This is a genomic window from Sulfurimonas sp. (assembly GCF_029027585.1).
Lineage (GTDB): Bacteria > Campylobacterota > Campylobacteria > Campylobacterales > Sulfurimonadaceae > Sulfurimonas.
In genome coordinates this window covers 500,628-521,310 of record NZ_CP093397.1, presented here as the reverse complement: position 1 = coordinate 521,310, position 20,683 = coordinate 500,628, and the positions used below count along the sequence as shown (strand labels likewise).

The following is a 20,683-nucleotide window of genomic DNA, read 5'->3' as shown; positions in this document are numbered from 1 at the left end:
GATTAAGATGACACAATTATTTACTAAAGACACACAAGCAATATTTTGGAATAATAATAAAACAGCAATACAAAGAATGCTAGATTATGATTACACAATCAACAGAAAAACCCCATCAGTTGCAGCGATAGTAGCACCAACAAGTAATAACAAGTTTGAGAGATTCTTTATGGGTACAGATGAAGTTATGATTCCTCTTTTTAAAACAACAGCAGATGCTAAAAGTACTCATCCAAGTGCAGATGTACTTTTAAATTTTGGTTCTTTTAGAACTGCGTATGATGTGACAATGGAGGCTATGGATATTGGTGGCTTTTCAACTATTATGGTTACAGCAGAAGGGATACCTGAAAGACTTGCAAGAAAAATGAACAATAGAGCAAGAACACAAGGTGTTAATGTAATAGGACCAGCAACAGTTGGTGCGATTTCTCCGGGTGCATTTAAAATTGCAAATATTGGCGGAACTATTGAAAATATCATAAATTCAAAACTGCATCGTGCAGGTTCTTGTGGATTAGTGACTCGTTCAGGCGGTTTGTTTAATGAGTTAGGTAATATCATTAGTATTAATGCCGATGGAATTGCAGAAGGTGTTGCTATTGGTGGAGATAGATTTGTTGGTTCTGTTTTTATAGACAACTTACTAAGAATGGAAAAAAATCCAGAAGTTAAATATATGGTTCTTTTAGGCGAAGTTGGTGGTACTGAAGAGTATAAAATCATAGATGCTATGAAATCAGGAGAAATTACAAAGCCTATTATAGGTTGGTGTATTGGAACTATCGCTAAACATTTTAGTAGTGATGTGCAGTTCGGTCATGCAGGTGCTAGTGCAAATGCAGATGCAGAAACAGCAGCTACCAAAAATAAAGCGATGGCAGATGCTGGTATGTATGTTCCTAAGTCATTTAATGATTTACCAGCAATGATTAAAAAAGTTTATGAAGAGCTAAAAGCTAAAGGTGAAATAGAAGAGATTATTGAGAAAGAATTAAAAACAATTCCAAAAGTTCGTAGAACTAAAGAATTTATTTGTACTATCTCTGATGATAGAGGAGATGAATGTACTTATGCAGGTTTCCCAATATCTAGTGTTGCTACTCCAGAAACGGGCAAAGGTATAGGTGATGTTATTTCACTTTTATGGTTTAAAAAACAGTATCCAAAATGGGCAACTCAGTTTATAGAAACGGTTATGAAAACTGTTGCTGATCATGGTCCTGCAGTTTCAGGTGCACATAATGCAAAAGTTACAGCAAGAGCTGGAAAGTCAGTTGTTGAAGCATTGGTAACTGGATTATTAACAATTGGTCCTAGATTTGGTGGAGCGATAGATGGAGCAGCTAAGTATTTTAAATATGCTGATGACAATAATCTTACACCTGCTGAATTTTTAAACTATATGAAAAAAGAAGGAGTTCCAATTCCTGGAATTGGACATAGAATTAAATCTCTTAAAAATCCAGATTTAAGAGTTGAAGGCTTGAAGAAGTTTGCAAAAGAGTATTTTCCTTCTACTCCGTTGTTGGATTATGCATTAACAGTTGAGCAATTAACAACATCAAAAAAAGAGAATTTAATTCTTAATGTTGATGGAACTATAGGGATATTAATGGTTGATATGTGGAGAGCATTAAATTATCCAGAATTTGAAATAGATGAGTTTGTAGAATCAGGTACATTAAATTCATTCTTTATAGTAGGAAGAAGTATAGGATTTATTGGACATATATTAGATGAAAAAAGACTTGCAATGCCAATGTATAGACATCCAATGGATGATATTTTTTATGATGTTCAAGAAGCAGAAGAAGTATAAAATAGCATAAAAGTTCTATTATTGAACTTTTTTTGTTATACTTTAGAAATAATAATATTTTTTGGAGTTTACTGTGAAAAAAGCGTTTACAATGTTAGAGTTAGTTTTCGTACTGATAGTAATAGGTATTTTAGCAGCAGTAATATCCCCACAAATGAGATCTACTAAACTTAGAGAAGCAGCTATACAAGTTGTTTCTCATATCAGATACACTCAGCATCTTGCTATGGTTGATGATAGATATGGAGATAATACAGCTGGAGTGAATGATTGGTATAAGAAACGATGGCAACTTTTATTTGGAAGTTCTGCTAGTACAAATGGAAATATTGCATATTCTATTTTTTCAGATGATGGCTCAGATTTAACAGATTATTCAAAACCAAATTTAAATGAACTTGCTTTGAGCCCAATTAGTGGGGATAAGTATCTAAGTGGAGGATATTCTGGTATATTAGATACAGATGATGCAAGAGCTAGTAAAAAAATGAATATTGGAGAAGCATATAATATAAGTGGAGTTTTGTTTACTGGTGGGTGTGCTTCAGCAACCGTTAAGCGTCTTTCTTTTGACCATTTAGGACGACCACTAAGGGGAACATTTAACACATACACTCAGTCATATAGGAATACAGCCACGATTGGTCTAATTCAAACAACTTGCAATATAATTTTAATAAATTCAGAAGGTAATGTTACAATAGCAATAGAGCCAGAAACAGGCTATGCACATATAGTTAATAGTTAATTTTCAATTAACTTTTTCCAAATCCCAAAACAATTTCGAAACATTAAGAACAGACTAAGCAACACTTGTCTATAATTCCCGTCCACAAACACAGACACCTAAAGTTTAGGAGTCAAGAGCCATAAGAGGTTCAGAGATGTTTGAGATCATTGAAAACTAAGCAAGTAATAGACTTAATAATAACTATTAAGTTGGAAATGTTACTTAGAAATAACTAATATAACAACAACCGTCTATTCTATTAGTTACCAGATATAACTTAGGTTATGTTTGGTTCCCAAATAGTAATAGATACTATACAAAAAGTCGTAACTAATACTTTAAGCAGTAGTTAGTTTAGACTATAAAACAATCAAAGCCAATGAATTTTAATTCTTGGGCAAAAGATCAGTAATACTTAGCAATAAGTACTTTACATGATAAAAGTTTCTAAACTCCAAACATCAATTCTCAAACTACTTGTTAGTTTGTAGCTTTAGTGCAAGGAATTGAAACGGGACTTGTTCCGTTTCAAGGAAACAGATAATTATGGAGAGTTTGATCCTGGCTCAGAGTGAACGCTGGCGGCGTGCTTAACACATGCAAGTCGAACGGTAACAGAACTAGCTTGCTAGTTGCTGACGAGTGGCGCACGGGTGAGTAATATATAGTTAATCTGCCTCGAAGATTGGGATAGCCATTGGAAACGATGATTAATACCAAATAGTCCTTCTCTACATAAGTAGAGTTGGTAAATGTTTTTTCGCTTCGAGATGAGACTATATCCCATCAGTTAGTTGGTAGTGTAAGAGACTACCAAGACAATGACGGGTAGCGGGTTTGAGAGGATGATCCGCCACACTGGTACTGAGACACGGACCAGACTCCTACGGGAGGCAGCAGTGAGGAATATTGCACAATGGGGGAAACCCTGATGCAGCAACGCCGCGTGGAGGATGACGCATTTCGGTGTGTAAACTCCTTTTATATGTCAAGAAAATGACGGTAGCATATGAATAAGCACCGGCTAACTCCGTGCCAGCAGCCGCGGTAATACGGAGGGTGCAAGCGTTACTCGGAATCACTGGGCGTAAAGGACGCGTAGGCGGGTTGGTAAGTCAGATGTGAAATCCTACAGCTTAACTGTAGAACTGCATTTGAAACTACTAACCTAGAGTATGGGAGGGGGAGATGGAATTAGTGGTGTAGGGGTAAAATCCGTAGATATCACTAGGAATACCGAAAGCGAAGGCGATCTCCTGGAACATTACTGACGCTAAGGCGTGAAAGCGTGGGGAGCAAACGGGATTAGATACCCCGGTAGTCCACGCCCTAAACGATGAACACTAGTCGTCGGGATGCTTGTCATCTCGGTGATGCACTTAACAGATTAAGTGTTCCGCCTGGGGAGTACGGTCGCAAGATTAAAACTCAAAGGAATAGACGGGGACCCGCACAAGTGGTGGAGCATGTGGTTTAATTCGAAGATACGCGAAGAACCTTACCTAGCCTTGACATTGATTGAACTCAGTAGAGATACAGAGGTGCCCTTCGGGGAGCATGAAAACAGGTGCTGCACGGCTGTCGTCAGCTCGTGTCGTGAGATGTTGGGTTAAGTCCCGCAACGAGCGCAACCCTCGTCTTTAGTTGCCAGCAGGTTAAGCTGGGCACTCTAAAGAGACTGCCTTCGCAAGGAGGAGGAAGGTGAGGACGACGTCAAGTCATCATGGCCCTTACGGCTAGGGCTACACACGTGCTACAATGGGGCGTACAGAGAGTTGCGATACCGCGAGGTGGAGCTAATCTCTTAAAGCGTCTCTCAGTTCGGATTGGAGTCTGCAACTCGACTCCATGAAGCTGGAATCACTAGTAATCGTAGATCAGCAATGCTACGGTGAATACGTTCCCGGGTCTTGTACTCACCGCCCGTCACACCATGGGAGTTGATTTCACCCGAAATTGGGAAGCTAACCTTCGGGAGGCTACCACTTACGGTGGAATTAGCGACTGGGGTGAAGTCGTAACAAGGTAACCGTAGGAGAACCTGCGGTTGGATCACCTCCTTTCTAGAGTAAAGAGTAAACATTCATTTGTTTATCTTACAAAGAAAATCTCATAAGGCGTAAAAGCCAATGCAGAAAAGAACTAAATTCTTTTCTGTCGAAGATATTAGTTATTATTAGTCTTTACTTGCTTAGTTTTCAGTGATCAGAATTCATTTGAATTATGAATTGATACTCTAACTCGAAAGAGTTTAGCTTTAGTGACCACAGCGGTCCAAGCGAGAGAAAGGGACTAGTTCCTTTGTCGGAATATCAGTAGACACTTTAGGGCCTATAGCTCAGCTGGTTAGAGTGCACCCCTGATAAGGGTGAGGTCCCAGGTTCAAGTCCTGGTAGGCCCACCATTTTTGTAAGAAATCAAATCCAAATACTTAAAATAAGTATTTGGATTTGGTTTTTTAAACCAAAAAGTTCATTAAATTATAATTGTTAAAGTCAACATATAATAATAAGAAACGAATCGTATATTAAATTATAAGATAAGTCAATTATTAATTATAAACTAAATAACTACAATAAACAAATTACTAACTTGATTATTTGTTGAATATATATTTAGCTTTAGTGACCACAGCGGTCCAAGCGAAATTAAGGAACTTGTACCACAAGGGCATAAGCATTTCTTAATGGGAATATAAATGATACATTAACCAAGGTAGTGAACGCAAATTAGAATAACAAAGAGTAAGAGTTAAATCTTATTCAAACATTTTAATATTAATTAAAAAAGATATTAAGGGCCATAGGTGGATGCCTTGGCTAGTAGAGGCGATGAAAGACGTATTAGGCTGCGAAAAGCCTCGGGGAGCTGCCAAAGAGCTTTGATCCGGGGATTTCTGAATGGGGCGACCCAGCATGGAGCGATTCATGTTATCTATATTTATATAGAGGCGAACTCAGGGAAGTGAAACATCTCAGTACCTGAAGGAAAAGAAATCAAACGAGATTCCGAGAGTAGCGGCGAGCGAAATTGGATTAGGGCACTTAGTGATAATATAGATGTTAGCAGAACACTTTGGAAAGAGTGAGCATAGAGGGTGATACTCCCGTAAGCGAAAGCATTTATATGATACTAGACTAAGGAACGAGTAGGTCGGGACACGTGTTATCTTGACTGAATATGGGGGGACCACCCTCCAACCCTAAATACTACTACTAGACCGATAGCGAACAAGTACCGTGAGGGAAAGGTGAAAAGGACCGCGGTGAGCGGAGTGAAATAGAACCTGAAACCTATGGCTTACAATCATTCGGAGCACTATTGTATTACTTCGGTAATACAAGTGTGACGGACTGCCTTTTGCATAATGAGCCTGCGAGTTGTGGTATCTAGCAAGGTTAACCTAACGGGGAGCCGTAGCGAAAGCGAGTCTTAATAGGGCGACATAGTTAGATGCTGCAGACCCGAAACTAAGTGATCTATCCATGAGCAGGTTGAAGCTGGTGTAAGAGCCAGTGGAGGACCGAACCCGTACAGGTTGAAAACTGTTGGGATGACTTGTGGATAGGGGTGAAAGGCCAATCAAACTTAGTGATAGCTGGTTCTCTCCGAAATATATTTAGGTATAGCCTCGAGCATTAGCATACAGGGGTAGAGCACTGACAGGGCTAGGGCTGCTTACCGCGGTACCAAACCCTATCAAACTCCGAATACTGTATGTGTAACCTCGGGAGTCAGGCGTAGGGTGATAAAATCCTATGTCGAGAGGGGAACAACCCAGACTAACAGCTAAGGTCCCAAAGTTTTATCTAAGTGGAAAAGGATGTGGAGTTGCTGTGACAACCAGGAGGTTGGCTTAGAAGCAGCCATCCTTTAAAGAAAGCGTAACAGCTCACTGGTCTAGCGATTCTGCGCCGAAAATATAACGGGGCTAAGATAAACACCGAAGCTTTAGATTTGGTATAACTACCAAGTGGTAGGAGAGCGTTCCATTCAGCGCTGAAGGTATACCGGTAAGGAGTACTGGAGCGGATGGAAGTGAGCATGCAGGCATGAGTAGCGAGAAAAGGAATGAGAATTTCCTTCGCCGTAAACCCAAGGTTTCCTACGCGATGCTCGTCATCGTAGGGTTAGTCGGGACCTAAGTCGAGTCCGAAAGGGGTAGACGATGGCAAATAGGTTAATATTCCTATACCGACATTACATCATTTGAGTGATGGGGGGACGCATAGAGTTAAACGAGGTCACTGATGGAATAGTGGCTCGAAGGAAGTAGGTTGAGAAGTAGGAAAATCCGCTTCTCATGCAACCGAGATCTTACAGGCAGTTCAATCTCTTCGGAGAGCGAACTGAATCGTTGATACTGTCGTGCCGAGAAAAGCCTCTAAACGAGATGTAATGTTGCCCGTACCGTAAACCAACACAGGTGGGTGAGATGAGTATTCTAAGGCGCGTGGAAGAACCATTGTTAAGGAACTCTGCAAACTAGCACCGTATCTTCGGTATAAGGTGTGCCTTAAGTGTTAGGGAATTTACTTCCCAAAGCATTACAAGGTCGCAGCAAAGTGTCCCTCCCGACTGTTTACCAAAAACACAGCACTCTGCTAACTCGTAAGAGGATGTATAGGGTGTGACGCCTGCCCGGTGCTTGAATGTTAAAAGGATTGCTTAGCTTTGCGAAGGCATGAATTGAAGCACAAGTAAACGGCGGCCGTAACTATAACGGTCCTAAGGTAGCGAAATTCCTTGTCGGTTAAATACCGACCTGCATGAATGGCGTAACGAGATGGGAGCTGTCTCAACAATGGATCCAGTGAAATTGTAGTGGAGGTGAAAATTCCTCCTACCCGCGGAAAGACGGAAAGACCCCGTGCACCTTTACTATAGCTTGACACTGCTATTGGGATATTCATGTGCAGGATAGGTGGGAGCCATTGATTCATAGTCGCCAGATTATGATGAGGCAATCTTGAGATACCACCCTTGAATATTCTGATAGCTAACTCGGTACGATTATCTCGTGCGAGGACAATGTCTGGTGGGTAGTTTGACTGGGGCGGTCGCCTCCTAAAGAGTAACGGAGGCTTACAAAGGTTAGCTCAGAGGGGTTGGAAATCCCTCGTAGAGTATAATGGCATAAGCTAGCCTGACTGTAAGACATACAAGTCGAGCAGAGTCGAAAGACGGTCATAGTGATCCGGTGGTTCTGTGTGGAAGGGCCATCGCTCAAAGGATAAAAGGTACGCCGGGGATAACAGGCTGATCTCCCCCAAGAGCTCACATCGACGGGGAGGTTTGGCACCTCGATGTCGGCTCATCGCATCCTGGGGCTGGAGCAGGTCCCAAGGGTATGGCTGTTCGCCATTTAAAGCGGTACGCGAGCTGGGTTCAGAACGTCGTGAGACAGTTCGGTCCCTATCTTCCGTGGGCGTAGGAGAGTTGAAGAGAGCTGACCCTAGTACGAGAGGACCGGGTTGGACGTACCACTGGTGCACCAGTTGTTCTGCCAAGAGCATCGCTGGGTAGCTACGTACGGATGAGATAACCGCTGAAAGCATCTAAGCGGGAAGCCAACTCTAAGATGAACTCTCCCTGAAGATCGCAGTAAGACTAACTGCTTGATAGGCTGGATGTGTACGCAGAGCAATCTGTTTAGCTGACCAGTACTAATAGATCGTTTGTCTTTTTTATACATTTCTTTAATTAGAAATACAATTCGTTCACTACCTTGTTTAGTGTATTAGCGCTAAAGCGCAGAAGTTATTTAGTTCTTTGAAGATGTAAACTTAATAGGCAGTTTTAACTGTTTGTTTAGCCTTACAGAGGTCACAGCTTTAATATTTCATTGCTTTGCAATAAAATATTCAACCAATGACCCCGATTATCTACTAAGATGATGTTGTACCCCACTTACGCTTTAGCGACGGGAGTATCGGCTTTTAGAGCCAGACTTTAGCAATTAATATTTAATGAGTACTCACTCATATTGACTCATACAGTCACATATAAAAATACTTAGGTATCTTTATATGTGATTGTCTAGGTGGCTATAGAGAGAGGGAAACGCCTGGTCCCATTCCGAACCCAGAAGCTAAGCCTCTCATCGCTGATAATACTGCAGATTGCATCTGTGGGAATGTAGGTCGCTGCCTAGTTGATCATTTCTTATATATAATCAATTCTTTACAATTACTTTCGTTGACTTTTTCTTTTATTTGCTTTATCAATCTTATATTCTCTTTTTCCTGAATTCTTTTATTTATTCTGACGCATTATTATGTAATTATTATGGTATTATTTTGTATATTATTTTAGGTGTACTTATGAAAAATTATATTCAAAATCAAATTAAAAAATCTTACGAAACTAAGCTTGCTATTTATAAAAACGAAGAATTAATAAATAAAATTGAAGAAGTTTCAAAACTGTGTGTTGAACTATATAAAGGTTCTAACAAAACTATATTGGCTGGTAATGGTGGAAGTGCTGCAGATGCACAGCATATAGCGGCTGAAATGGTTGGTAGGTATGGATTTGATAGACCTTCACTTCCTTCTCTAGCACTAACAACAGATACTTCTTGTTTAACTGCTATTGGCAATGATTATGGCTATGATAAAGTTTTTTCTCGCCAATTAGAAGGTATGGGACAAAGTGGGGATATTTTTATAGGTATTTCAACTTCTGGTAACTCTTTAAATCTCATTAATGCTTTTAAAGTTGCTAAAGATAAAAATATAATTACTGTTGCTTTAACTGGAAGAGATGGAGGTGAGATGGCAAAGATGGCAGATTATTCAATAATTATTCCATCTGATTCTACTCCTCGTATTCAAGAATCTCATATATTAATAGGGCATATAATCTGTGATATTATTGAAAAAGAGATATTCGGTGATGGCGTTAGTTGAGTAGATATGAATAAAGCTCTTTTTCTTGACCGCGATGGTGTTATAAATATTGAAAAAGATTATTTATATAAAATAGAAGATTTTGAATTTATATGTGGTATTTTTGAACTTTGCAAGTATTATCAAAATCTAGGTTATATTATTATAGTTGTAACAAATCAATCCGGAATAGCTAGAGAATATTATGATAAAAATGATTTTAATAGATTGACTTCTTGGATGATAGATGAATTTTTAAAAAAAGATATAAAAATAAAAAAAGTTTATTATTGCCCTCATCATCCAAATATATCTGGAACTTGTGATTGTAGAAAGCCAAAATCTGGAATGCTTATAGAAGCAAAAAATGATTTTGATATTGACTTGAAAAATTCAATTTTGATTGGCGATAAAGAAAGGGATATTGAAGCTGGTTTAAATGCTGGTTTATTAACTACTTATCTTTTTGATGAATATTCTTCTATAAGTGTTTCAAAAGCAACAAAAATAATTAATAAATTTGAGGAAATATATAATGCTAATCTTAAATAGTGGTGGTACTCTTAACAAAAGATATAATTTTATCAATGGTGAATTAGAAGTTCCAATGGACAATAATGCTATTGATAAGATATTGCAAAATGTTGAGTTCAAGTATGATATTGCAGGTATTATTTTTAAAGATAGTTTACAAATGGATATAAATGACAGAAAAATGTTGGCAAATATTATTATGCAGTCAAAAGATGATACTTTTATAATAATACATGGCACAGATACTATGAATAAGAGTGCAGAATTTTTATCTGAAATATTTAATGACAGAAAAATTATTTTAACAGGTGCAATGAAGCCTTTTGAGATTGACAATATAGAATCAAGTTTAAATCTTGGTATGGCGATTGGTTTTGCTAAAGCAATACACAGCAATGGTATTTATATTTGCATGAATGGCAATATTGAACTTCATAACAAAATAACAAAAAATACAAATTTAGGAAAATTTGAACTTGTCAAATAATATTGCTTGTAGTCATTGTCATCTAAAATTTGATAAATCTATTATGATAATACAAGGAAATAATTTCTTTTGCTGTAATGGTTGCAAGGGAGTATTTAATCTTTTAAATGATGAAGGCTTAGAAACTTTTTATGAAAAAAGTGGTAACATTGTTCTAACACCACCTTCTATTCAATATGATGATTCATCGAATTTTGATACAGATATTTTTAGAGATTCTTTTGTAAAAGTTGATAGTGATGGCTTTAATACAGTATCATTAATTATAGAAGGAATTCATTGTTCAGCATGTGTTTGGTTAAATGAAAAAGCTTTACATAAAATGGACGGAGTTATAGAAGCAAATATTAATTTTACGAACAATAAAGCAAAAATAGTATGGGCTGATGATGTTGTGAAATTATCTCAAATTATAGATATGATTCGCTCCATTGGTTATAATGCTTTTGCTTATGACGCATCTATACAAGAGGCTCATGCAAACAAAGAAAGAAAATCATACTATTTAAAAATGGCTGTTGCAATTTTTGCATCTATGAATATTATGTGGATAGCTGTTGCTCAGTATGCAGGATATTTCACAGGTATAACACAAGAAATTAAAACAATACTAAATATTGCAGAGGGCATTTTAGCTACGCCTGTATTATTTTTTAGTGGTTGGGTATTTTTTAGAGGAGCATATTACGGACTAAAAAATAAAGTTGTAAATATGGACTTGTTAGTAGCAACGGGAGCACTTTTTACTTATCTTTACTCTATTTATATTACAATTATGCAAAATGGAGAAGCATACTTTGACTCTGTAAGTATGATAATTACTTTTGTTCTAATAGGTAAGTTCTTGGAAATTTTGAGTAAAAAAAGTGTGGCAGATACTCTTGATATTATTGGTAAACATATTCCAAGTGAAGTGAACATAATCATTAATGATAAAATAATAAGCACAAAGCTAGAAGAAGTAAAGGTAGGGAGTGTTATTGTTATTGCATCTGGAGAAAAAATTTTATTGGATGGTGAAATAATAAAAGGACATGGTTCCTTTGATGAATCAAATTTAACAGGAGAGAATAAGCCAGTAGAAAAAAAAGTTGGAGATTTAATAACAAGTGGAACAACGAGTATAGATGCTGATATACATTTTATTGCAACAAAAGATTTTAAGCATTCTACATTGTCTAATCTTGTTTCACTTTTAGAAGAGGCTATAAATACAAAACCAAAAATTCAACAAATGGCAAATAGGCTTTCTGAGCATTTTTCTTCTGCAATATTAGCTCTTTCTTTTATGACTTTTTTTATTTGGTTATATCTAGGTAATGGCTTTGAACTTTCTTTTATGGTTGGAATTTCTGTTATCGTAATAGCATGTCCTTGTGCCTTAGCCTTGGCAACTCCTGTTGCTACACTTGTTGGATTAAGTATAGCAACTAAAAAGGGGATATTGTTTAAACAAGCTTCGCAATTAGAAATAATGGCAAAGGCTGATACTTTAGTTTTAGATAAAACAGGAACAATCACAGTAGGAAAGCCAGAAGTAATTAATGTACATCTGTATGAGCAATTTGATAAAACACTTTTATACTCTCTATGTAAATTATCAAAACATCCTGTTGCATCTGGTATAGCAAAGTATTTAGAAGAAAAGGACGAAAATATTCAAGAGATAATTTTTGATGAATTATCTCAAATTCCTTCATTAGGAATAAAAGCAAAGTATAAAGAAATACAAATATTAGGTGGAAATTTAAAATTATTAAAGCAAAATAATATTGAGATAAATTTTAGTACTGATAATACAGTTTTTTACTATGCTGTTGATAAAAAAATAGTTGCAATTTACGAGTTGAGTGATAAGGTAAAGGAAGAAGCTTTGGAACTTGTAGAAAGTTTAAAGAAGATAAATATCAAAACTATAATGTTAACAGGTGATAATGAATTTAGTGCTAAGAAAATTGCTAAAGAAGTTGGGATTAGTGATTTTAAATATGAACAGAGTCCAGAAGAAAAATCTAAATTATAAGTGACTTACATAAAAATAATAAAAAAGTTATAATGGTTGGAGATGGAGTAAATGATATATTAGCTTTAGCAAAAGCTGACATAGGAATTGCGATGGGAAGCGGAAGTGATATAGCAGTAGAAATAGGAGATGTTGTTTTATTAAATAATTCACTAAAATCGCTTCATGATGCTTTTAGAATAAGTCGTACAACTTTTGGATTGATTAAACAAAATTTATTTATATCTTTAGCATATAATGCTATTACAATCCCATTGGCTATGGCTGGTTTCGTTATTCCTTTAGTTGCGGCTATTTCTATGTCTGTTAGCTCACTGCTTGTTGTAGGCAATTCTATGAGAATAAAATATAAATATAAAAAGGTTTGATAAATGGATAGTTGGATAATAGCAATGATGCTAGGAGTTTCTCTGTTTTTAGGAGCAATTGCATTATTTGGATTTTTATGGGCTGTAAAAAATGGTCAGTTTGATGATGAAAAAAAATTTTTAAATGCTACAAAATTTGATGGTGAAGAAGAGTTAAATGATGCTAAAAAACAAGAAGAAAAAAGAGAAAGATTAAAAAAGAATTATAGACCAGAATAAATTGCCATAAAAGGTCACTCCACTTGCGCTTTTACCCTCAAGGGGCATCGAGAAGCGACGGAGTGTCGGCATTTAGTGCCAGAAATTACTTACCAATAGTTTGTGCAAAAGCTTCTAAATCAGCGTCAGAGTATCTTGCTACTTGACCTTTCATTACAGCTTTCATAGGTCCACCAAAAGTACCAGCTTTGTAGCCTTTAAGTGCAGTTGCAATCACTGCATGAGATAAATTTGCAACAATTTTAGACTTTCCTAAAGCTTTTTTTTTCAAAGTTTTTACCATGACAAGCTGCACAGGCCGCTCCATTTACGGCTGCTATTGAAGCAGTTGAAAGAGCTAAAGTAGCTACTGTTGCGATTAATATTTTTTTCATTTAATTTCCTTGAATATTTTGATAAGTGATTATAGTAATAAGGTGCTTTAGAATTTGTTAAGTATTTTGATGTAAGTGATGATTAAGTTTAGTTATAAGTTAAAAATATAAATCGCCCTAAAAAGGACAATTTAGTGGCACCTCACTTACGCTTTTACCTCAAGGGGCATCGAAAAGCGACGGGGGTGTCGGCATTTAGTGCCAGAAATTATTTACCGATAGTTGCAGAGAAAGCGTCTAAGTCAGCATCAGAGTATTTTGCAACTTGACCTTTCATAAGACCTTTCATTGGTCCACCGTAAGTACCAGCTTTGTAACCTTTTAACGCATCTGCTATTTCAGTATGAGTCATAGCAGCAACATTTTTAGATTTACCTAGAGCTTTTTTACTCCAGTCTGCACCGTGACAAGAAGTACATGCTTTTGCATTTACTGCTGCCATTGAAGCTGTTGCTAGTGCTAATGTTGCTATTGTTGCGATTACGATTTTTTTCATTTATGTTCCTTAAGATTAATTTTCGTCCCAATTATAGTGATTTGAGTCTTAAATACATGTTAATGAATTATAGTGTATGATATTATTAAATAAAAAATACTAGGATTTATTATGAAATATATAGAAGATGATTTAAAAGGCAAAACAATTTTAATAACAGGTGGAGCAGGATTTATAGGTTCAAACCTAGCCTTTTACTTCCAAAATAATCATCCTTTTGCAAAAGTAGTAATTTTAGATAGATTTAGAAGTGGTGAAACACTTTCAAATGGAAACCTAAAAAGTTTTGGACATTTTAAAAATCTTATTGGATTTCGTGGTGAAATAATAAGTGGAGATATTAATGATAAAGATTTACTTCTTGATTTAGAAATAAACTATAAATTTGATTATATCTTTCATGAAGCAGCGATTTCAGATACTACAGCACAAGAACAAGACTTAATGATAAAAACAAATGTAAATGCATATAAAGATTTACTAGAAATAGCTCTAAGACATGGTGCAAATATGATTTATGCATCTTCTGCTGCAACTTATGGAAATGCAAAATCACCTCAAAGAGTTGGAAGAGAATCTCCGCAAAATGTATATGGTTTTTCTAAGTTGAGTATGGATAATATAAGTAGAGAATACATAAAGACTAGTGAAATTTCAATAGTTGGTCTTAGGTATTTTAATGTTTACGGAAGTGGAGAATACTTTAAAAACACAACAGCATCTATGGTTTTACAATTTGGACACCAGTTATTAGCAGGTAAAAATCCTCGTCTTTTTGTTGATAGCGATAAAATTCTAAGAGATTTTATATATATTGAAGATGTTATACAAGCAAATGTAAAAGCAATGAATCCAACAGAAAGTGGTGTTTATAATATTGGAACTGGTAAAGCTAGAAGTTTTCAAGACATAGTAGATATTTTACAGCGTGAACTAGGTACAACTTTAGAGTGTGAGTATATAAAAAAATCCTTTTGTTGGTAGTTATCAGTTTCATACACAAGCAGATATATCTACTACAAAAGAAGCCCTTGGTTATAAGCCAGAGTTTGAAATGGAAGATGCTATTAAAGATTATGCAGATGAGATTAAAAGGTTATATGAAGAAGAAGTTAAATAATGAAGGTTTTGAAAAACTTTATACCAAATATATTGGTTATTGGTGATTTAATGATTGACCATTATTTGTGGGGAAGTTGTGAAAGAATTTCTCCTGAAGCACCTGTACAAGTTGTAGATATATCCAAAGAAACAACAGTTCTAGGTGGGGCAGGAAATGTTATAAACAATCTTAAAGCCTTAGGTGCAAAAGTAAGTGTAAGCAGTGTTATAGGTGATGATAGTAACGGCTTAGAACTTGCCCAAATGCTAAACGAGATTAATGTAGATAGTAAAAATTTAATAATTCAAAATGATAGAAAAACATCGAAAAAAAGTCGTATTATAGCTGTGAGTCAGCAAATTTTAAGATATGATAGAGAAAGTAAAAATGAAATTACAAAAGACTCTGTAGAAAAAATATTAAACTCTATTTCTAAAAATATATCTTCTTATGACGCCATAATACTTTCTGACTATGGAAAAGGTGTATTAACTACAGAGTTATGCCAAGGTGTAATATCTCTTGCTAAAAGAGATAAGATTAAAGTTTTAGTTGACCCAAAGGGCAGTAATTTTTCAAAATATAAGGGTGCATATCTGTTAACACCAAATAAAAGAGAGGCAATACTTGCAACAAATATAAATATTAACGATGAAGATTCTTTAAAAGAAGCACTACTTAAATTAAAAAAAGAGATAGAATTAGATATCTCTCTTATTACCCTTTCAGAAGATGGAATTGCTACTTATGATACTAAAGTTAAAAAATTTCCAACAGTTGCAAAAGAGGTTTTTGATGTAACTGGGGCAGGGGATACTGTTATAGCATCTATAGCTTTTTCGCTTAGTGCTGGTAAAAATATAGAAGAAACAGCTTCCTTCGCAAACTTAGCTGCTGGTGTTGTTGTTGGAAAAATTGGTTCAGCAACAGTAACACTTGACGAGATAGAAGAATATGAAGCAAGCTTACATAAAAGCACCTCAGATGCACATATAAAAAGTTTTAAAGATATACAAGAGATAGTAAATCGTTCTAAGAAAAATGGGAAAAAAATAGTTTTTACAAATGGTTGTTTTGATATTTTACATGTTGGACATGTTAAGTATTTACAAGAGGCAAAAAGTTTTGGAGATATCCTTATTGTTGGACTAAACTCTGATGAGTCTGTTTCAAGACTAAAAGGACCGACTCGCCCCATAAATATGGTTCAAGATAGAGCATATTTATTGGCGGCTTTAGAAGCTGTGGATTTTGTTGTACCTTTTGAACAAGATACTCCTTATGAACTTATAAAGATGATAGCTCCAGACACCCTAGTTAAGGGTGGGGATTATAAAGGAAAAGATGTTGTTGGAACTAAGTTTGCTAGTGAATTGAAACTTGTTGATTTTGTCAATGGCAAAAGTACAACAAAAACAATTCAAAAAATACAAGGACAGTAATGCTTAAAAAAATTGGATTATTGGCACTTTGTGGTGTATCAGCTTTTGCTATGCACTCAGTAGAGCTTAATATAAATGACAAAGATTTAGAATTTGGTGTGAAAGTTGATATGGGACAGTTTAATGAGGCAACTGATCCAGATACAGTTTTTCTTGGAGCAAAATTACTTCATGGTAGTAAAGATCATAGTGATGCTAAAAGTAGTAGTGATTTAAATGATTACTATGAAGTTAATTTTTTAATGCAAAGAAAAGTTAAATCAACAGACCTTGTTATTGGTCTTGGCGTTAAATTAAATGGCACAAAAAACTACAATACTTTCCCATTAGGGGCTGAAGCTAGCTATAAACTTCCTTTTGGAGACACAATGCCTCTGTTTGTAAACGGTAGTATTTATTTTGCACCCGAGGTTTTGTCAATGCAAGATGCAAAAAACTTTTTAGAATATCGTGTTGGTCTTGATTTAGAAGTTATAAAAAATGGTAGTGTTACTCTTGGGTATAGATCTCTTGACACAAACTATATATCAGGTAAAGGTTATAGTGATGATTTTAACTATAATAAATCAGTTTATATCGGATTTAAATTCGCGTTTTAACACAAGTTACCCCACTTAGGCTTTAGCCCACGGGAGTATCGGCATTTAGTGCCAGATTTACAGCTTCTATAACTTCAGAAGCTGTAATACTTTTCATGCACTCATGATGTTCTAGCGGACATTCTCTTCTCATGCATGGTGAGCAATCCATTTCATGTCTTACGATATTGCTTTTCTCATTCATCCATTGTGAAGTTTCTTTATACTTTGTTGGTCCAAAGATTGATACGGTTGGAACTTGATAAGCAGCGGCTACATGCATGGGTCCACTGTCATTTGTAATAAATAAAGAACATCCACCTATATTTGCACAAAGTTCTTTTATATTTGTTTTTCCTGCTAGATTTATGTAATTACCAATGTTTAATAGTTTTAAATTTTCTTCTATCTCAGATGCCATTTCAACTTCATTTGGTCCACCAAAAATAATAATGTCATATTTGTTTGCAAACTCTTTTGCAACTTTAGCAAACCTTTGTGGATACCATCTTTTTGCACTTCCGTAGGTTGCACCTGCGTTGATACCAATCATAGGTTTATTAAACTTTTTAGGCTCTATATATAATTTTAACTTAGGTATGTCACCATTAAATGTGTCTGAGTCAATCATTGCAAGTTTAGCGTACTGTTTTACTAAATGTTGTTTTGAGCTTATTTTAGGCGTGTGAGAGAGTAAAAATCTTGAGTGCCATGACTCTTTCGCTATGCAGATAACAGTTGATGTAAATCTTAAAAGCAAAGAAGAGTGAAGTTGATTTCGAAAACTTATTGCTAAGTTAAACTCTCCTAATTCACGCGCAAGTTTATATGTATTTATATATCTGTTTCCAGATTCTTTTGTTTTATCTACTATTGCCCTTTTGCAAAGAGGGTGATGCTTAAGTGCTTGGATGCTAACATAACTTCCAACAAATGTGAACTCAACATTGTGATAATACTTACTTAGAAGTTCGATAGCAGGAGTTGCCATAATAGCATCTCCTAACCAATTTGGTAATATTACCAATATCTTGCAAGACATCATTTCGTCCACCTATTCTTTTGAAATAGTTGTGCCTCAGCAGTATCTACGCAAAAAAGAAGTTTTTTCATCTTTTTTGTTTGTGTATCATTTGAAGATGTTTCTACTATGTTTTTAAAATTGTATTTTATATATCCTTCATCTGTTATAAGACCAATGAGATTACCTGCATAAAAATATACAAATCTTTTACCTATATCTTTATCAAATAAAGAACTTCCCATTGTAGTTATATTAGCTTTAAAGCCTAGTATATCTACTATTGTAGGAAATATATCATTATGTGAACCTAATGTTTTAATCTCTTTTGCTTTAAAAATTTTAGGAGCATATATGATAAGAGGAATTCTAAAGTGTTCAATCGAAGGAAGTGCTATATCATCAGGTCTGTACTTTCTTGCGATAGGATTTAAAGCATTTCCACTCCCATGATCAGATGTAAATATAAAGATTGTTCTATCAAACCAAGGTTCTTTTTTTAACACTTTGCATGAATCTACGGATAGAGTCATCAGCATATATAAAAGCATTTAAAGAACCATTGTAGTTTTTTAAGTCATGAGGATATCTTTCAAATTTTTTACTTGGTAGATGAAAGTCTGAGTGAGTTGAAGATGTAAAAGCAAAACCTAAAAAAGGCTCTTTCATTTTATTTAGCTTTTTATGATAAAAATCAAGCATATTAAAATCATAAGTGCCGGTCAATGGTTTTCTACCTTTATCAACTGTTTCGACATTTGGCATATCCTGTGCGCCATAATACTCATCAAATCCAGCTAAAGCACTTACAGCATCTACTCTGTAAGAACGTCTGTTTCCTGCTTGCATAGAGATAGTAGAATATCCATTTTCTTTAGCGACACCACCAAGGTAGCTTAAGTTTGATAACTCTAAACCTTTTCCTAGGTATTGCGCTCCTGCTGGTATAGTAACACCTGTGAAAATGGAAGTTATTCCAAAAATAGAACGATATCCATTTGAATAAAAAGAGGTAAATTTTAAACCTTCATTACTAAGTTTTTTAAAATAAGGTGTAATATTTAACTCTTTATAATGTGTAAATCCATCTATGTGTTCAGCACCAAATGATTCTAAAAGTACAATTACAACATTATATTTTTCCTTGTTTCTTAATGAATATTGTCGCATTAAAGGGTACTTGGCATCTATAAATGGAGCATTTTGAGTTTTGAGTAGTTTTTGTGTTGTTTTTATAGCTTCATCAAAATCAATTAAGTCATGCTTCATAGTTTTTTTCGCAGTTCTATAAATTGTAAAAAAGCCATTTAAAGCAAGATTTCCACTACTCACTTTATTTACAGCATATGCGTCACTACTTCCAAAACTTTTCCCACCAAAGTTATTTCTAATGCCAATAAATAGGATTAAAATAGTTAATACAGTTAATATTAGAAGATATTTACCAGAAATAAAACTAGTTAACTTTGCTGAAAATAGTTTAAATACTAAATATAAGAATAAGATGCTTATGAGAGTTGCACCTAAAGTATACGGTAACATAGAACCAAATGCCATGCCGATTATTATATCTATATCATCGCCAAGATTAAAAATTTCATTTGAAATATGCCTATGAATATAATCATAATATAAAACATCACTAAAGCTGATAACAAAAATTGTGTTTAATACAAAAGCCCAAAGAAGTGCAATTTTAGCTCTTACTTTAGAGCTTTTAAGAAAAATAAGAATTAAAATAAAGATAGAAGAAAAAGTAAAAATTGTAATCATATCTACCCGAAAGCCCATCAAAAGTGAAGCGAAAAATTCACTTGTTGAAAGGTCACTAAAATCATCTATATAAAAGTTATAAAGGGTAAATCGTATAGCCATTAAAACTATAAAACTAAATAATACTAAGGTAATTATTTGAGTAAACTGATTTTTATTCACTAAATAGAATCCTCTTTAAAAACCAATTTATAAATAATATGAGTTGAGATATAGACTATAAAAAAAGAAGTTACAACATCACTAAAAAAGTGTCCACCTGCTGACATCCGCGCGATGCTAACTAAAATACCGTAGCTAATTGCTAAAGCTATCCACATTTTTTTTCGTCTTTGTGCTAATAAAGCAAACCCAATCAAACTAAAAGCAGCAGCCGAGTGACCAGAAGAAAAAGAGTAGCCATCTTGATTACTCATGATAAATGCAGGAGTAAATTCTTTTTTCCCTCCAAAGTTAATAGTTTGTGCTGGTCTTGCTCTACCCCAGTTTTCTTTTAGCGTAGTGTTTACTATGAGAACAGGAGCAATTGTTAAAACTAAAACAAGATATAAAAGAACTTTATTATTAATGTTAAAAAGATTTTTTTTCTTAAAATAATTATGGGAGAAAATACCAATAGTAGTTAAAACGAAAAATATAATGATAGGTTTAACAGAATAGTAAAACAACTCTTCAAGAAAAATTCCATTCATGAAAAATGATTTACCATCATAAAATAGAGATGCTATAAATAAGTCAATTTGTGGGAAAAAGATAAAATTTAATGCTGAGATTAAAAAAGAAATCCAGATATAGATGCTGACATTTAAATATTTTTTATTCAT

13 protein-coding genes, 1 tRNA gene, 3 rRNA genes and 3 pseudogenes are annotated in these 20,683 nt (G+C 34.8%); 14 read left to right on the top strand and 6 right to left on the bottom strand.

Annotated features, from left to right (window positions below; genetic code table 11):
* The first annotated feature begins 7 nt into the window (after nucleotides 1-7).
* The 11 genes and pseudogenes from MOV50_RS02755 (at nucleotide 8) to ccoS (ending at nucleotide 13,073) form a co-directional block, all read left to right on the top strand.
* Nucleotides 8-1,822 (top strand): citrate/2-methylcitrate synthase, encoded by a 1,815-nt coding sequence (locus tag MOV50_RS02755; protein WP_321778891.1) that lies wholly within the window; start codon nucleotides 8-10, stop codon nucleotides 1,820-1,822.
* Between the two features lie 73 nt (nucleotides 1,823-1,895).
* On the top strand, nucleotides 1,896-2,570 hold the full coding sequence (locus MOV50_RS02750; protein WP_321778890.1) for a type II secretion system protein: 675 nt from the start codon (nucleotides 1,896-1,898) through the stop codon (nucleotides 2,568-2,570).
* A gap of 525 nt (nucleotides 2,571-3,095) precedes the next feature.
* Nucleotides 3,096-4,615: ribosomal RNA gene (locus tag MOV50_RS02745) — 16S ribosomal RNA — on the top strand.
* A gap of 264 nt (nucleotides 4,616-4,879) precedes the next feature.
* A tRNA-Ile gene (locus tag MOV50_RS02740) sits at nucleotides 4,880-4,956 on the top strand.
* Nucleotides 4,957-5,335: 379 nt separating this feature from the next.
* Nucleotides 5,336-8,243: ribosomal RNA gene (locus MOV50_RS02735) — 23S ribosomal RNA — on the top strand.
* Nucleotides 8,244-8,591: 348 nt separating this feature from the next.
* Nucleotides 8,592-8,707, top strand: a 5S ribosomal RNA gene (rrf, locus tag MOV50_RS02730).
* The 16S, 23S and 5S rRNA genes sit together here with 1 tRNA gene alongside, the layout of an rRNA operon.
* A 168-nt stretch (nucleotides 8,708-8,875) precedes the next feature.
* Complete coding sequence (locus tag MOV50_RS02725; RefSeq protein WP_321778889.1) at nucleotides 8,876-9,463, top strand: D-sedoheptulose 7-phosphate isomerase; 588 nt, start codon at nucleotides 8,876-8,878, stop codon at nucleotides 9,461-9,463.
* A gap of 6 nt (nucleotides 9,464-9,469) precedes the next feature.
* Complete coding sequence (gene gmhB / locus MOV50_RS02720) at nucleotides 9,470-9,994, top strand: D-glycero-beta-D-manno-heptose 1,7-bisphosphate 7-phosphatase (RefSeq protein ID WP_321778888.1); 525 nt, start codon at nucleotides 9,470-9,472, stop codon at nucleotides 9,992-9,994.
* Nucleotides 9,978-10,463, top strand: coding sequence for an asparaginase domain-containing protein (locus MOV50_RS02715; protein WP_321778887.1), 486 nt, complete (start codon nucleotides 9,978-9,980; stop codon nucleotides 10,461-10,463). The genes gmhB and MOV50_RS02715 overlap by 17 nt, the downstream gene beginning before the upstream one ends.
* Before the next feature lie 43 nt (nucleotides 10,464-10,506).
* A pseudogene (locus tag MOV50_RS02710) lies at nucleotides 10,507-12,854 on the top strand (heavy metal translocating P-type ATPase).
* 3 nt (nucleotides 12,855-12,857) lie between these two features.
* A complete protein-coding gene (ccoS, locus tag MOV50_RS02705; protein WP_321778886.1) occupies nucleotides 12,858-13,073 on the top strand; it encodes a cbb3-type cytochrome oxidase assembly protein CcoS in 216 nt (71 codons plus the stop codon).
* A gap of 85 nt (nucleotides 13,074-13,158) precedes the next feature.
* On the opposite strand, the pseudogene MOV50_RS02700 reads toward ccoS, so the two are convergent.
* Both MOV50_RS02700 and MOV50_RS02695 read right to left on the bottom strand, forming a co-directional pair.
* A pseudogene (locus MOV50_RS02700) lies at nucleotides 13,159-13,447 on the bottom strand (c-type cytochrome).
* 208 nt (nucleotides 13,448-13,655) lie between these two features.
* Complete coding sequence (locus MOV50_RS02695; RefSeq protein ID WP_321778885.1) at nucleotides 13,656-13,943, bottom strand: cytochrome C; 288 nt, start codon at nucleotides 13,941-13,943, stop codon at nucleotides 13,656-13,658.
* A gap of 111 nt (nucleotides 13,944-14,054) precedes the next feature.
* Here MOV50_RS02695 and rfaD point away from each other — a divergent pair.
* The 3 genes and pseudogenes from rfaD to MOV50_RS02680 all read left to right on the top strand — a co-directional run bounded on the left by rfaD (nucleotide 14,055) and on the right by MOV50_RS02680 (nucleotide 17,086).
* Nucleotides 14,055-15,063, top strand: a pseudogene (gene rfaD / locus MOV50_RS02690) (ADP-glyceromanno-heptose 6-epimerase).
* Nucleotides 15,063-16,487 (top strand): D-glycero-beta-D-manno-heptose-7-phosphate kinase, encoded by a 1,425-nt coding sequence (rfaE1, locus tag MOV50_RS02685; RefSeq protein WP_321778884.1) that lies wholly within the window; start codon nucleotides 15,063-15,065, stop codon nucleotides 16,485-16,487. Before rfaD ends, rfaE1 begins: the two are co-directional and overlap by 1 nt.
* Nucleotides 16,487-17,086 carry a YfaZ family outer membrane protein gene (locus MOV50_RS02680; RefSeq protein WP_321778883.1) on the top strand — a complete coding sequence of 200 codons (600 nt, stop codon included), beginning with the start codon at nucleotides 16,487-16,489 and terminating at the stop codon, nucleotides 17,084-17,086. The genes rfaE1 and MOV50_RS02680 overlap by 1 nt, the downstream gene beginning before the upstream one ends.
* 22 nt (nucleotides 17,087-17,108) lie before the next feature.
* Here MOV50_RS02680 and waaF read toward each other — a convergent pair whose 3' ends face one another.
* From waaF to MOV50_RS02660, 4 genes are read right to left on the bottom strand one after another with little or no spacing between them, the layout of a single operon-like run.
* Nucleotides 17,109-18,110 (bottom strand): lipopolysaccharide heptosyltransferase II, encoded by a 1,002-nt coding sequence (gene waaF, locus MOV50_RS02675; RefSeq protein ID WP_415846376.1) that lies wholly within the window; start codon nucleotides 18,108-18,110, stop codon nucleotides 17,109-17,111.
* Entirely contained in the window at nucleotides 18,107-18,592 is a 486-nt protein-coding gene (locus MOV50_RS02670; RefSeq protein ID WP_321778882.1) for a sulfatase-like hydrolase/transferase, read from the bottom strand. The genes waaF and MOV50_RS02670 overlap by 4 nt, the downstream gene beginning before the upstream one ends.
* The gene (locus MOV50_RS02665; protein ID WP_321778881.1) at nucleotides 18,567-20,021 is read right to left on the bottom strand and encodes an LTA synthase family protein; all 1,455 of its coding nucleotides are present in this window, start codon (nucleotides 20,019-20,021) and stop codon (nucleotides 18,567-18,569) included. The genes MOV50_RS02670 and MOV50_RS02665 overlap by 26 nt, the downstream gene beginning before the upstream one ends.
* Nucleotides 20,021-20,683: a phosphatase PAP2 family protein gene (locus MOV50_RS02660; RefSeq protein ID WP_321778880.1), complete on the bottom strand. Its 663-nt coding sequence runs from the start codon at nucleotides 20,681-20,683 to the stop codon at nucleotides 20,021-20,023. The genes MOV50_RS02665 and MOV50_RS02660 overlap by 1 nt, the downstream gene beginning before the upstream one ends.